Origin of the sequence: Streptomyces sp. NPDC038707 (genome assembly GCF_040636485.1) — a bacterium.
GTDB lineage: Bacteria > Actinomycetota > Actinomycetes > Streptomycetales > Streptomycetaceae > Streptomyces.
Genome location: NZ_JBEZUP010000003.1, coordinates 409416 through 422559 on the forward strand (window position 1 = coordinate 409416; position 13144 = coordinate 422559).

Consider the following 13144-nt stretch of genomic DNA (forward strand, 5'->3'; position numbering starts at 1 on the left):
GGTCAGGAGCAGAGCCGGTCAGGCGTGAAGTCGTTCTGGCGTGAAGCCGACCAGGCACCGAGCCGTTCCGTGGCCGGCCCGGCCGGGTGCCGAGCCGTTCCGGCACGTTCCCCTCGGCGGCCCGCCCGGGAGCCGCCGAGGGGAACGCTCCCGTCCGCCGCGGGCAGGGAGTACCAGGGGCCCGGCCCCGCCTCACCGCGCGCGACCCAGCGCACGGTTCCCACCCCACCGCCGGGACACCGGGGGAGCACCCCGCCCGCCGCGGAGGACGCCGCCGGCCCACCCCTCAGCTCCTGCGGGACACTGACGGCATGCCGCTGCTGACCCTCACCGAGGTCGGGGCCCTCGCCCGTGCCGCCCACCACGGCCAGACCGACAGGCCGACCTCGCGCACAACGCCGACCCGCGGCGCCTCGCCGCCCTCGCCGAGCCGGTCCGGACCCGGCTGACCGGGAAGTACGACCGGATGCGCGCGCTGCTTTTGGGTAACCCCCGCAATCATTCCCGGTTAGCGGGTTCGAGTATTCACGCAATGTCCTGATTAATCCTGACTAAAAGGGGCATGCATCGCCGCCTCTGTGTCATCAATTTCTAATTACATGAGCATGAGATGTGCGGGCACGGAAACGAAGTCGGGTAATTCCGGGGCGGGCCCCGCGTGGGTGCTTGATCGAATTACTGTGCGGCGGATCGCCCGCCACGGGCGGCACGGCCCGACGATTCGTCATCAGCCGCATACGGGGGCCGGGTTGGTGGCACGATGTCCCTGGCGGGGGTGCGCGGGCCGTACCTCCGGGCCGGGAGAGCGGACCGACCGAGGGTGTGATCAGTTGTGGCCATTTCACTGTCCGTGGTGCTGTTGTTGGCGGTCATCCTGGTGGTGCTGATCCGAGGGGGGAACCTCAAGGCCGGCCCCGCCATCGTCGCGATCCTCTTCGGCTTCTTCCTGGCCTCGACCGGCATGGCCCCACCGCTCACCCGCTTCCTGAACTCGATAGCGGACTCCATCAACTCGATCAGGTTCTGACCCGCCCAGGCCCCGCCCCGCCGAGCCGCCGCACGCCACACCCACCGGCGGCCCGGGCGTGCGAAGACGCGCGGACGGCCCGGCCGCGCGCGAACCTGGCGGTCCTACTCGTAGACCCGGGCGGCGGTCAGGGCGCGGGCGAAGAAGGTCCAGTCGCCGTCGGCCGGCATCTCGTGGTCGAAGTGCCGGTACCAGGCCGCGGATCCCTCGACCCAGGCCTCGAGCGCCTCCAGGAACCCGTCCAGTGTCGGGTTCTCCCACTGCGGACCGTTGGCCTCGTAGTCGGCGCGCAGGCGTGAGAGGAAGGCGAGGAAGGCCTCCCGGTCGCCGATGTGATCCGAGGGCGTCAGAGGGCGCGTCATGGCATGAACATACGAAAAGCGGCCGGGGCCAGGCGGAGGAACGCTCCTCCGCCTGGCCCCGGGCCGACCTGGAGCGGGCGACGGGAATCGAACCCGCGTAGCTAGTTTGGAAGACTAGGGCTCTACCATTGAGCTACGCCCGCAACACCGCGCCGCGGGTCGGTGACCCCGGAACTGGAGGCATCGTAGCGGGTCGCCCGCCGCCGAGGCCAACGACTTCGACCATGACGGCCGTGAGACTCGCGACAGACCCTGAGGCGCAGACCCTGAGGCGCCGCCACGCCGAGCGGCGGCGGCCCCGCGGCGCGCCCCGCGTGTTGCCGCCGGTAAACCGGCCGACGCGACGGGCCGGGGCATGTACCCTACGTGTCGCACACCAGACGGGGTGTGGCGCAGCTTGGTAGCGCGTCCGCTTTGGGAGCGGAAGGCCGTGGGTTCAAATCCCGCCACCCCGACCACCGGCACACGACGTCGTGGAGATCGCCTTTTGGGGCGCTGACCGGCTGCGGTTACTATGCAAGCTGCGCGCCCGTGTGTCCTGGCCCTCACGGCCTACGTACTCGTCCGGGCGGCGAATCCGCCGGACCTGTCTGGCTCCGGCAGAAACCAAGAAGTCAGCCACAAGGAGACCGAACCGTGAAGAGCGCCGTGGAGACCCTGAACCCGACCCGGGTTCGGCTCACTGTCGAGGTGCCCTTCGAGGAGCTCAAGGACAGCCTCGACGCGGCGTACAAGAAGATCAACCAGCAGGTCACGGTGAAGGGCTTCCGTAAGGGCAAGATCCCGGCCCGCGTGATCGACCAGCGGTTCGGCCGCGGTGCGGTGCTGGAGGAGGCCGTCAACGACGCGCTGCCGAAGTTCTACACCGAGGCGGTCAACGAGGCCGAGCTCAACGTGCTGGGCCAGCCCGAGGTCGACATCACGGAGCTGAAGGACGGCGAGACGCTGAACTTCACCGCCGAGGTCGACATCCGCCCGGCCCTGGAGATCCCGGACTACTCCGGCATCGAGGTCGAGGTCGACGCCGTCGAGGTCACCGACGAGGACGTCGAGAAGTCGGTCGAGCAGCTCCGCGAGCGCTTCGCCTCCACCACCCCGGTCGAGCGCGCGGCCGAGGACGGCGACGTCGTCACGATCGACCTTGAGGCCAAGGTCGACGGCGAGGTCCTGGAGGACGGCATCGCCAACGGCGTGTCCTACACCATCGGCTCCGGTGAGCTGCTGGAGGGCATCGACGACGCCGTGAAGGGCCTGGAGGCTGGTGGCGAGGCCACCTTCACCTCCGAGCTGAAGGGCGGCTCCGCCGCCGGCAAGGAGGCCGAGGTCACCGTCAAGGTCACCCAGGTCGCCAAGCGTGAACTGCCCGAGCTGGACGACGAGTTCGCGCAGCTCGCCTCCGAGTTCGACACCCTGGAGGAGCTGAAGGCGGACAGCCGCAAGCGCCTCGCCAACATGAAGCAGTTCGACCAGGCCACGCAGGCCCAGGAGCGCGTCCTGGAGAAGCTGCTGGAGCTGGTGGAGGTCCCCGTCCCCGAGAAGCTGCTCGAGGACGAGATCAACACCCGCAAGCACAACCTGGAGCACCACCAGCTCGCCCAGATGGGCCTGACCCTCGACAAGTACCTGGAGATCCAGGGCAAGACCGCCGAGGAGTTCGAGACCGAGACCCGCGAGGCGGCGGTCAAGGGCATCAAGACCCAGTTCGTCCTGGACGAGCTGGTCAAGAAGGAGCAGCTCAACGTCAACCAGGAGGAGCTCACCGAGCACCTCATGCGGCGTGCCGCCTCCTCCGGCATGTCCCCCGACCAGTTCGCCCAGGCCGTCGTCGAGGGCGGCCAGGTTCCGCTCCTCGTCGGCGAGGTCGCCCGCGGCAAGGCCCTGGCCGTCGTGGTCGAGGCCGCCACGGTGAAGGACACCAACGGCGAGACCGTCGACCTGGACGACGAGGAGGAGGAGACCGAGGCCAAGGCCGAGGCTTCCGGGTCCGCCGAGGAGAACGCCGAGGGCTGAGCCGCCCTCCGGCGCCGGTAAGGCGTACAGCGGGCCCCGGGGACTTCCCCGGGGCCCGTTCGCGTACCGGGGCGGCGGGCCGGCCCGAGGGGCGCGGGGACCGGGGGACGAGCCGGGACGCGCCCGCGGCCCCACGACGTGCCGCACCGCTCCCCGCGCACCGCGCCCGGCGTCGGCGGCCGGCCCCGCGCGCCGCGTCCGGCGGCCGGCCCCGCGCTACGCCCCCGGCGAACACCCCCATCTCCGGGATTCCCCGAAGGAGCCTGAGCGTTAGGGTCCATGAATACGGGGGCAGGGGAGTCTCCTGACACCCCCCGCCAAGCCTCCGGCAGGACGACGTGAGACGGCCCGGCGCCGTCGTAAGACGAGCAGGTGGATACGTGACGAATCTGATGCCCTCCGCCGCCGGCGAGCCTTCCATCGGTGGTGGCCTCGGCGACCAGGTCTACAACCGGCTGCTCAACGAGCGGATCATCTTCCTCGGCCAGCAGGTTGACGACGACATCGCCAACAAGATCACGGCGCAGCTGCTGCTCCTTGCCGCCGATCCCGACAAGGACATCTACCTCTACATCAACAGCCCCGGCGGCTCGGTGACGGCCGGCATGGCGATCTACGACACCATGCAGTACATCCCGAACGACGTGGTCACGATCGCGATGGGCATGGCGGCCTCGATGGGCCAGTTCCTGCTCACCGGCGGTGCCGCCGGCAAGCGCTTCGCCCTGCCGCACGCGGACATCATGATGCACCAGGGCTCCGCCGGCCTCGGCGGCACGGTCTCGGACATCAAGATCCAGGCCGAGTACCTGATGCGTACCAAGAAGCGCATGTCGGAGCTCACCGCGCTGCACTCCGGCCAGACGGTCGAGACGATCATCCGCGACGGCGACCGCGACCGCTGGTTCACCCCGGAAGAGGCCAAGGAGTACGGTCTTATTGACGAGATCATCACGCACGCCTCGGGTGTTCCGGGTGGCGGCGGCACCGGTGCCTGACCGGCCCGGCCACGCCACGCACCGCCGAGACCGAAGCCCCCAGAACGCCACCAGGACGGTGAACACCCCATGAGCAACTTCCCCGGCGCCGCCAGCGGCATGTACGAGGGCCCCCGGCCCGACAGCCGCTACGTCATCCCGCGCTTCGTCGAGCGCACCTCCCAGGGCGTCCGCGAGTACGACCCGTACGCGAAGCTCTTCGAGGAGCGCGTGATCTTCCTGGGCGTCCAGATCGACGACGCCTCCGCCAACGACGTCATGGCGCAGCTGCTGTGCCTGGAGTCGATGGACCCCGACCGGGACATCTCGATCTACATCAACAGCCCCGGCGGCGACATGACCGCCCTGACGGCGATCTACGACACGATGCAGTTCGTGAAGCCCGACATCCAGACGGTCTGCATGGGCCAGGCGGCCTCCGCCGCGGCCATCCTGCTCGCCGCCGGCACCCCCGGCAAGCGCATGGCGCTGCCGAACTCCCGGGTGCTGATCCACCAGCCGGCCGGCTCCACCGGCCGCGGCCAGCTCTCCGACCTGGAGATCATCGCCAACGAGTTCACCCGGATGCGCGAGCAGCTGGAGAACATGCTGGCCAAGCACTCGAACCGGCCGCTCGAGAAGGTCCGCGAGGACATCGAGCGCGACAAGATCCTCACGGCCGAGGAGGCGCTGGAGTACGGCCTCGTCGACCAGATCATCTCCACCCGCAAGCTGAACAACGCCGCCGTCCGCTGACGCGGATCGCGGCACTCCGAGCCCCCCTTGGCGCGGTGCACGGCAAAGTGAACCCTGCCAAGGGGGGCCCGAACACCGGGCCCGGCAAGGTACCGTCGGACATAAGGCAGCACCAGGAGCCGCTGGACTCGTTCACGACGTCCAGGCGTCTCCCAGGCGAAGGGGAAGCACACCGTGGCACGCATCGGTGACGGCGGCGATCTGCTCAAGTGCTCGTTCTGCGGCAAGAGCCAGAAGCAGGTCAAGAAGCTCATCGCAGGGCCCGGTGTGTACATCTGCGACGAGTGCATCGATCTCTGTAACGAGATCATCGAGGAAGAACTCGCGGAGACCAGCGAGGTGCGCTGGGAGGAACTGCCCAAGCCCCGCGAGATCTACGAATTCCTCGAGGGCTACGTGGTCGGCCAGGAGGCCGCCAAGAAGGCGCTCTCCGTCGCGGTGTACAACCACTACAAGCGGGTCCAGGCGGGCGAGAACGGCGGCGCGAGCGGCCGGGACGACGCGATCGAACTGGCGAAGTCCAACATCCTGCTGCTCGGCCCCACGGGCTCCGGCAAGACCCTGCTCGCGCAGACCCTGGCGCGCATGCTGAACGTCCCGTTCGCGATCGCCGACGCCACGGCGCTGACCGAGGCGGGCTATGTCGGCGAGGACGTCGAGAACATCCTGCTGAAGCTGATCCAGGCGGCGGACTACGACGTCAAGAAGGCCGAGACCGGGATCATCTACATCGACGAGATCGACAAGGTCGCCCGCAAGAGCGAGAACCCGTCGATCACCCGGGACGTCAGCGGCGAGGGCGTCCAGCAGGCGCTGCTGAAGATCCTGGAGGGGACGACGGCCTCGGTCCCGCCGCAGGGCGGCCGCAAACACCCGCACCAGGAGTTCATCCAGATCGACACGACGAACGTGCTGTTCATCGTGGGCGGCGCCTTCGCGGGCCTGGAGAAGATCATCGAGGCCCGGGCCGGCGCCAAGGGCATCGGCTTCGGCGCCACGATCCTGTCCAAGCGCGAGCTGGAGGCCAAGGACGTCTTCGAGGACGTCATGCCGGAGGACCTGGTCAAGTTCGGCATGATCCCCGAGTTCATCGGCCGGCTGCCCGTGATCACGTCCGTGCACAACCTGGACCGCGAGGCGCTGCTGAAGATCCTGGTCGAGCCGCGCAACGCCCTGGTCAAGCAGTACCAGCGGCTGTTCGAACTCGACGGCGTCGAGCTGGACTTCGAGCGTGAGGCGCTGGAGGCCATCGCCGACCAGGCCATCCTCCGCCAGACCGGCGCCCGCGGCCTGCGCGCCATCATGGAAGAGGTCCTCCAGGGCGTGATGTACGAGGTCCCGTCCCGCAAGGACGTGGCCCGCGTGGTCATCACCGCCGACGTGGTCCTCTCCAACGTCAACCCCACCCTGATCCCGCGCGACGCCCGGGGACGGGGTTCGGGGGAGCAGAAGACGGCGTGACCGCCGGACGGACACGCGCAGAAGGGGCCCCGGTCGACCGACCGGGGCCCCTTCGCCGCAGCGGACGCGTCAGGCCTTGACGCGGACCTCACCGCGGAACTTGGCCACGAGTGCCGCGTCGGCCGCCGGATCGCCGCTGCGGCCCGCCGCGAGGTTGGCGACGTCCATCGGCATGACCAGGCCGAGGGTGCTGTGGTCGCCCCAGATGCAGATGCTCATCGTCACGTTCTTCGGCCCGCCGTTGCTCGCGCCGGTTGGGACGCTGGCCTGCTGGCACTTGAGGACCGCGCCGTCGAGCCCGGCCGGCGTGTACGCCTTCGGCTCGCCGCTGAGGGTGACCTCGCTGTCCTTCTCCTCCAGGGCCTTCGTCTTCATGAAAGCGAACATCGCGTCGACGGCCTTCTCGGGATCGTCGATCGTGCCGTACACACCGCCGAACTGGATCATCTTCTTGCTCAGCGGGTTGTCCTCGTCGCCGGACTCGTACTTCGCGCTGACGTCCTTCGGATCATGTACGCCCCACTTCTCGGCGTCCTTCAGATCCTCCTTCGTCATCGTGTCGCTGTCGCCGTCCTTCTTCTTGTACTCGGTGAGCACCGTGGCCGGCGTCGTCAGCTTGTGCGGGCCGTCGTCCGCGACACCGCCCCCGCCGCTGCCGCCGAGCACGAAGTACCCGCCGACCGCCAGTGCGGCCACCACGGCCACCGCGCCGATGATCAGACCGGTCTTCTTCTTCCCGCCGGCCGGCTGCGGCGGCTGCGGCGGCATGCCGTAGGGCTGCTGCTGGCCGTAGGGGTTCGGCTGCTGGGGCGGCTGGCCGTACGGGCCGGGCTGCGGGGGCATGCCCTGCGGGGCGCCCTGCGGCGGCATGCCCTGCTGCGGGTAGCCGTACCCGGGCTGCGGCGCCGGAGGGGCCTGCTGGGGGTAGCCGTAGCCGGGCTGGGGAGCCTGCGGCGGCTGGCCGTAGGGGCCCGGCTGGCCGTACGGCCCAGGCTGCCCCGGCTGGCCGTACGGACCCGGCTGCTGGGGCGGCTGGCCGTACGGGCCCGGCTGGTTGTTGCTCATTCCTGGGTTCCCCTCCAGAAGCTTATGTGTTCGTGACATCCTGGCCCAGGCCCGGGAAACCCACGGCATCGGGGGCCGCACCGTTACAGAACAAACGCGTTTCGGGACCACCCCGTGACACCTCTAAACTGGCCCCCGTGACCGACAACGCTCAGCAGCAGCCCCCCGCGCCCGACACCGAACTGCCGACCCAGTACGCGCCGGCCGATGTAGAGGGGCCGTTGTACGAGCGCTGGGTGGAGCGGGGTTACTTCGAGGCGGACGCGAAGAGCGACAAGCCGCCGTACACCGTCGTCATTCCGCCGCCGAACGTCACCGGAAGCCTGCACCTCGGGCACGCCTTCGAGCACACCCTGATCGACGCGCTCACCCGCCGCAAGCGCATGCAGGGCCACGAGACGCTGTGGCAGCCCGGCATGGACCACGCCGGCATCGCCACGCAGAACGTGGTCGAGCGCGAGCTGGGCAAGGAGGGCAAGTCCCGTCACGACCTGGGCCGCGAGGCCTTCGTCGAGCGCGTCTGGCAGTGGAAGGCCGAGTCCGGCGGCCAGATCAGCGGCCAGATGCGCCGCCTCGGCGACGGCGTCGCCTGGTCCCGTGAGCGCTTCACCATGGACGAGGGCCTGTCCCAGGCCGTCCAGACCATCTTCAAGAGGCTCTACGACGACGAGCTGATCTACCGCGCCGAGCGCATCATCAACTGGTGCCCGCGCTGCCTGACGGCCATCTCGGACATCGAGGTCGAGTACCAGGACGACGACGGCGAACTGGTCTCCATGCGCTACGGCGACGGGGAGGACTCCATCGTCGTGGCCACCACCCGCGCCGAGACGATGCTCGGTGACACGGCCGTCGCCGTCCACCCCGACGACGAGCGCTACAAGCACCTCGTCGGCAAGCTCATCCGGCTGCCGCTGACCGACCGTTCCATCCCGGTCGTCGCCGACACCCACGTCGACCCGGAGTTCGGCACGGGTGCCGTCAAGGTCACCCCGGCCCACGACCCGAACGACTTCGAGATCGGCCGGCGCCACGACCTGCCGTCCCTCACCGTGATGGACGAGCACGCCGTCATCACCGTCCACGGCCCCTTCCAGGGCATGGACCGCCTGGAGGCCCGCTCCGCGATCGTCGCCGCGCTGCGCGCCGAGGGCCGGATCGTCGCCGAGAAGCGGCCCTACGTCCACTCCGTCGGCCACTGCTCGCGCTGCAAGACCACCATCGAGCCGCGCCTGTCGATGCAGTGGTGGGTCAAGGTCGGCCCGCTGGCCAAGGCCGCCGGCGACGCCGTCCGCGACGGCAAGGTCAAGATCCACCCGCAGGAGATGGAGAAGCGGTACTTCGACTGGGTCGACAACCTCCACGACTGGTGCATCTCGCGCCAGCTGTGGTGGGGCCACCGCATCCCGGTCTGGTACGGCCCGGACGGCGAGGTCGTCTGCGTCGGCCCCGACGAGCAGCCGCCCACGGGCGAGGGCTGGCACCAGGACACCGACGTCCTCGACACCTGGTTCTCCTCCGGCCTGTGGCCGTTCTCCACCCTCGGCTGGCCCGAGCGGACCGAGTCGCTCGCGAAGTTCTACCCGAACTCGGTCCTGGTCACCGGCTACGACATCCTCTTCTTCTGGGTCGCCCGGATGATGATGTTCGGCCTGTACGCGATGGACGGCACCCCGCCGTTCCACACCATCGCCCTGCACGGCATGGTCCGCGACCAGTTCGGCAAGAAGATGTCGAAGTCCTTCGGCAACGCGGTCAACCCGCTGGACTGGATGGACAAGTACGGCTCCGACGCCCTGCGCTTCACCCTGGCCCGCGGTGCCAACCCGGGCGTCGACGTGCCGATCGGCGAGGACTGGGTCCAGGGCTCCCGGAACTTCGCCAACAAGATCTGGAACGCGACCCGCTTCGCGCTGATGAACGGTGCGACGGTCGAGGGCCCGCTGCCGGACCCGGCGAAGATGTCCGCGACCGACCGCTGGATCCTCTCCCGCCTGAACTCGGTGGTCGCCGAAGTCGACGCCCTCTACGACGACTTCCAGTTCGCCAAGCTGTCCGACGCCCTCTTCCACTTCGCGTGGGACGAGGTTTTCGACTGGTACGTCGAGCTGTCCAAGACCGTCTTCCAGGCGGGCGGCGAGCCGGCCGAGGTCAGCAAGCGGGTCCTGGGCGAGGTCCTCGACGTCACCCTCAAGCTGCTCCACCCGGTCGTCCCGTTCGTCACCGAGACCCTGTGGACCACGCTGACCGGCGGCGAGTCGGTCGTGATCGCCGACTGGCCGGCCGACAGCGGCTTCCGGGACGCGGCGGCCGAGCAGGAGATCTCCACCCTCCAGTCGGTCATCACCGAGGTCCGCCGCTTCCGCGCCGACCAGGGCCTCCAGCCCGGCCAGCGGGTCCCGGCCCGCCTGACCCTGGACGGCACGGCCCTCGCCCCGCACGAGGCCGCCATCCGGCAGCTGCTGCGGCTCCAGCCCGAGGGCGAGTCCTTCACGGCCACGGCGACCCTGCCGGTCGCGGGCGCCCAGGTCGCGCTCGACCTCTCCGGCACGATCGACGTCGCCGCGGAACGCAAGCGCCTGGCGAAGGACCTGGCGGCGGCCGAGAAGGAGAAGGCCCAGGCCACGGCCAAGCTCGGCAACGAGGCCTTCCTCGCCAAGGCCCCCGACCACGTCGTGGACAAGATCCGCACCCGCCTCGCCAAGGCCGACGAGGACATCGCCCGCATCACCGCGCAGCTGGAGAAGCTGCCGCAGGCGTGAGCCGTTGCCGAAGGCCCCGGTGCCCTCCAGGCGCCGGGGCCTTCGGCATGCCTCGCCAGGGACGCCGGGAACCGCGCGAGGAGCGGCCGGAGCCCGCTCCCGCGCCCCCCGCCACCCCCTGTCCACAGGCGGACCGAGCCACCGCACCCTTTGTCGGCCGGTCTCCGTAGACTGGGCACCGTGAGCGACCACCCCGGCACCAGCGACACCCCCGACCCCCTCGACAGCTTCGACGAGATCATCGAAGCCGAGACCACCCGCGACCCCGACCTCGCGGTGATCGAGGCCGGCAGCCGCACCTTGCGCACCCAGGGCGGCCCGCCGCAGGCCGACGTACCCGCGCGCCCGGAGGACCCCGAGGTCGACGAGGCGCTGCGCGAGGTCGAGGCCGAGCTGGCCACCCGCTGGGGCGAGACCAAGCTGGAGCCCTCGGTCAGCAGGATCTCCGCGCTGATGGACGTCCTGGGCGAGCCCCAGCGCACGTACCCCTCGATCCACATCACGGGCACGAACGGCAAGACCTCCACCGCCCGCATGATCGAGGCCCTGCTCGGCGCCTTCGAGCTGCGCACCGGCCGCTACACCAGCCCGCACGTGCAGTCGATCACGGAGCGGATCAGCCTGGACGGCGCCCCGGTCTCCGCCGAGCGGTTCATCGAGACGTACCGGGACATCAAGCCGTACGTCGAGATGGTCGACGGACAGCAGGAGTACCGGCTCTCCTTCTTCGAGGTCCTCACCGGCATGGCGTACGCCGCCTTCGCCGACGCCCCCGTGGACGTGGCCGTCGTCGAGGTCGGCATGGGCGGCTCCTGGGACGCCACCAACGTCATCGACGGTGACGTGGCCGTCGTGACCCCCATCGGTCTCGACCACACCGACCGGCTCGGCGAGACCACCGCGGAGATCGCCGGCGAGAAGAGCGGCATCATCAAGCAGGACGCGACCGTCATCCTGGCCCAGCAGCCGGTGGACGCGGCGCAGGTGCTGCTGAAGAAGGCCGTCGAGGTGGACGCCACGGTCGCCCGCGAGGGGCTCGAGTTCGGCATCGTCGCCCGGCAGGTCGCCGTCGGCGGACAGCTGATCACCCTGCGTGGCCTCGGCGGCGAGTACCCGGAGGTGTACCTCCCGCTGCACGGCGCCCACCAGGCGCACAACGCGGCCGTCGCGCTCGCCGCCGTGGAGGCGTTCTTCGGCGTCGGCGCGCAGCGCGCGGAGCCGCTGGACATCGACACCGTGCGCAAGGCGTTCGCGGCCGTGTCCTCCCCGGGCCGGCTGGAGGTCGTCCGGCGGTCTCCCACCGTCGTGCTGGACGCCGCGCACAACCCGGCCGGCGCCGAGGCCACCGCGGAGGCGGTGCGCGAGGCGTTCGACTTCAGCCGGCTGATCGGGGTCGTCGGCGCGAGCGGCGACAAGAACGTGCGGGGGCTGCTGGAGGCCTTCGAGCCGATCTTCGCCGAGGTCGTCGTCACCCAGAACTCCAGCCACCGCGCCATGGACGCGGACGAGCTGGCCGCGATCGCCGTCGAGGTCTTCGGCGACGAGCGGGTGCAGGTCGAGCCCCGGCTGCCGGACGCCCTGGAGGCCGCGATCACGCTGGCCGAGGAGGAGGGCGAGTTCGCGGGCGGCGGCGTGCTGGTCACCGGTTCCGTCATCACGGTCGGCGAGGCCCGGCTGCTGCTGGGGAAGGGCTGAGAGACGAGATGCGTACGCTCTGTGCGTCGACCCTGATCGGCGAGTTCTTCATCATCGGCTTCGCCGGGCTGGTCGCCATGAAGGACCCGGACCTGGCCACGTCGACGGTGTGGCTGGTCAGCGGCATCGCCATGCTGCTGTGCGTGCTGCTGTGCGGCATGGTGACCCGGCCCGGCGGGGTGGCCCTGGGCTGGGCCCTGCAGCTCGCCCTGATCGCCTCCGGCGTCTTCGTGCCGACCATGTTCTTCATGGGCGCGGTCTTCGCGGCGCTGTGGTGGGCATCGGTGCACTTCGGGAGAAAGGTGGACGAGGCGAAGGCCCGCTTCGCGGCCGGGTCGCAGTCGTCCTCCTCCCCGGCTGACGCTGCGTGACGGACGTCCCGGCACGCCCTGTAACCTCGTGCCACCGCACCCGTGAGTCGTGTAAGGAGCCCCTCGTGAGCCAGCGCACCCTTGTCCTCCTCAAGCCCGACGCCGTCCGTCGTGGGCTGACCGGTGAGATCATCGGCCGTATCGAGCGCAAGGCCGGCTGGCAGATCACCGCGCTGGAGCTGCGCACCCTGGACCGTGCCACCCTGGAGCAGCACTACGCCGAGCACGTGGGCAAGCCGTTCTACGAGCCGCTGGTGGAGTTCATGTCCTCCGGCCCGGTCGTCGCGCTGATCGTGGAGGGTGAGCGGGTGATCGAGGGCGTGCGTCAGCTGGCGGGCCCGACCGACCCGGTCGCCGCCGCGCCCGGCTCGATCCGCGGTGACTTCGGCGTGATCGTCCGCGAGAACCTGATCCACGCCTCCGACTCGGAGGAGTCCGCCGAGCGCGAGGTGAAGATCTTCTTCCCCGGTCGCGCGTAGGACCGGTGGCGGCGGAGCGGGCCCGGGCACGGTCCCGGGCCTTTCGCGCACCCATGCCGACGGTCCGCGCATTTGAGGGAACGGGCGCCCCCGAACGCCCGTCTCCACAAGCGGGGCGGCACGCCATCTGGTGACAATGGCGGAGACCCTCGCGCAGTGTTCGTGGCGGCGCGTTTACG

At 70.0% G+C, this 13144-nt stretch carries 12 protein-coding genes and 2 tRNA genes; 11 read left to right on the forward strand and 3 right to left on the reverse strand.

All coding sequences use genetic code 11. The annotated features are described in order from the left end of the window. The first annotated feature begins 311 nt into the window (after positions 1-311). The gene (locus AB0E62_RS06765) at positions 312-449 is read left to right on the forward strand and encodes a hypothetical protein (protein ID WP_362189091.1); all 138 of its coding nucleotides are present in this window, start codon (positions 312-314) and stop codon (positions 447-449) included. A 383-nt stretch (positions 450-832) separates the two neighbouring features. Next, positions 833-1027, forward strand: a complete 195-nt coding sequence (locus AB0E62_RS06770) for a hypothetical protein (RefSeq protein ID WP_030790404.1) — start codon at positions 833-835, stop codon at positions 1025-1027. 104 nt (positions 1028-1131) lie between these two features. Here AB0E62_RS06770 and AB0E62_RS06775 read toward each other — a convergent pair whose 3' ends face one another. Continuing rightward, complete coding sequence (locus AB0E62_RS06775; RefSeq protein WP_362189093.1) at positions 1132-1389, reverse strand: hypothetical protein; 258 nt, start codon at positions 1387-1389, stop codon at positions 1132-1134. Between the two features lie 69 nt (positions 1390-1458). Continuing rightward, a tRNA-Gly gene (locus AB0E62_RS06780) sits at positions 1459-1532 on the reverse strand. Positions 1533-1770: 238 nt separating this feature from the next. Between AB0E62_RS06780 and AB0E62_RS06785 the strand changes: the two genes are divergently transcribed. The 5 genes from AB0E62_RS06785 (at position 1771) to clpX (ending at position 6593) form a co-directional block, all read left to right on the forward strand. Beyond that, positions 1771-1847 (forward strand) — tRNA-Pro (locus tag AB0E62_RS06785). A 178-nt stretch (positions 1848-2025) separates the two neighbouring features. Continuing rightward, complete coding sequence (tig, locus tag AB0E62_RS06790; RefSeq protein WP_362189096.1) at positions 2026-3399, forward strand: trigger factor; 1374 nt, start codon at positions 2026-2028, stop codon at positions 3397-3399. Between the two features lie 392 nt (positions 3400-3791). Next, the gene (locus AB0E62_RS06795; protein ID WP_189984334.1) at positions 3792-4397 is read left to right on the forward strand and encodes an ATP-dependent Clp protease proteolytic subunit; all 606 of its coding nucleotides are present in this window, start codon (positions 3792-3794) and stop codon (positions 4395-4397) included. Positions 4398-4466: 69 nt separating this feature from the next. Further along, the gene (locus AB0E62_RS06800) at positions 4467-5132 is read left to right on the forward strand and encodes an ATP-dependent Clp protease proteolytic subunit (protein ID WP_362189099.1); all 666 of its coding nucleotides are present in this window, start codon (positions 4467-4469) and stop codon (positions 5130-5132) included. A 174-nt stretch (positions 5133-5306) separates the two neighbouring features. Beyond that, positions 5307-6593, forward strand: coding sequence for an ATP-dependent Clp protease ATP-binding subunit ClpX (gene clpX, locus AB0E62_RS06805; protein ID WP_014672712.1), 1287 nt, complete (start codon positions 5307-5309; stop codon positions 6591-6593). A 69-nt stretch (positions 6594-6662) separates the two neighbouring features. Here clpX and AB0E62_RS06810 read toward each other — a convergent pair whose 3' ends face one another. Then, entirely contained in the window at positions 6663-7658 is a 996-nt protein-coding gene (locus tag AB0E62_RS06810; RefSeq protein WP_362189102.1) for a hypothetical protein, read from the reverse strand. 137 nt (positions 7659-7795) lie between these two features. On the opposite strand from AB0E62_RS06810, the gene AB0E62_RS06815 reads away from it, so the two are divergent. The 4 genes from AB0E62_RS06815 (at position 7796) to ndk (ending at position 12965) form a co-directional block, all read left to right on the forward strand. Beyond that, the gene (locus tag AB0E62_RS06815; protein ID WP_362189105.1) at positions 7796-10420 is read left to right on the forward strand and encodes a valine--tRNA ligase; all 2625 of its coding nucleotides are present in this window, start codon (positions 7796-7798) and stop codon (positions 10418-10420) included. 180 nt (positions 10421-10600) lie between these two features. Beyond that, the gene (locus AB0E62_RS06820) at positions 10601-12115 is read left to right on the forward strand and encodes a folylpolyglutamate synthase/dihydrofolate synthase family protein (RefSeq protein WP_362189108.1); all 1515 of its coding nucleotides are present in this window, start codon (positions 10601-10603) and stop codon (positions 12113-12115) included. Positions 12116-12123: 8 nt separating this feature from the next. Continuing rightward, a complete protein-coding gene (locus tag AB0E62_RS06825) occupies positions 12124-12486 on the forward strand; it encodes a DUF4233 domain-containing protein (RefSeq protein WP_362189111.1) in 363 nt (120 codons plus the stop codon). A 65-nt stretch (positions 12487-12551) separates the two neighbouring features. Beyond that, the gene (gene ndk, locus AB0E62_RS06830; protein WP_181793777.1) at positions 12552-12965 is read left to right on the forward strand and encodes a nucleoside-diphosphate kinase; all 414 of its coding nucleotides are present in this window, start codon (positions 12552-12554) and stop codon (positions 12963-12965) included. Positions 12966-13144 lie beyond the last annotated feature (179 nt).

Bases quoted from the DNA above. Each gene is read 5' to 3' on its own strand.
- AB0E62_RS06800 (WP_362189099.1), top strand. From the start codon at position 4,467: ATGAGCAACTTCCCCGGCGCCGCCAGCGGCATGTACGAGGGCCCCCGG.
- AB0E62_RS06825 (WP_362189111.1), top strand. From the start codon at position 12,124: ATGCGTACGCTCTGTGCGTCGACCCTGATCGGCGAGTTCTTCATCATC.
- AB0E62_RS06810 (WP_362189102.1), bottom strand. From the start codon at position 7,658: ATGAGCAACAACCAGCCGGGCCCGTACGGCCAGCCGCCCCAGCAGCCG.
- AB0E62_RS06775 (WP_362189093.1), bottom strand. From the start codon at position 1,389: ATGACGCGCCCTCTGACGCCCTCGGATCACATCGGCGACCGGGAGGCC.
- AB0E62_RS06765 (WP_362189091.1), top strand. From the start codon at position 312: ATGCCGCTGCTGACCCTCACCGAGGTCGGGGCCCTCGCCCGTGCCGCC.
- AB0E62_RS06795 (WP_189984334.1), top strand. From the start codon at position 3,792: ATGCCCTCCGCCGCCGGCGAGCCTTCCATCGGTGGTGGCCTCGGCGAC.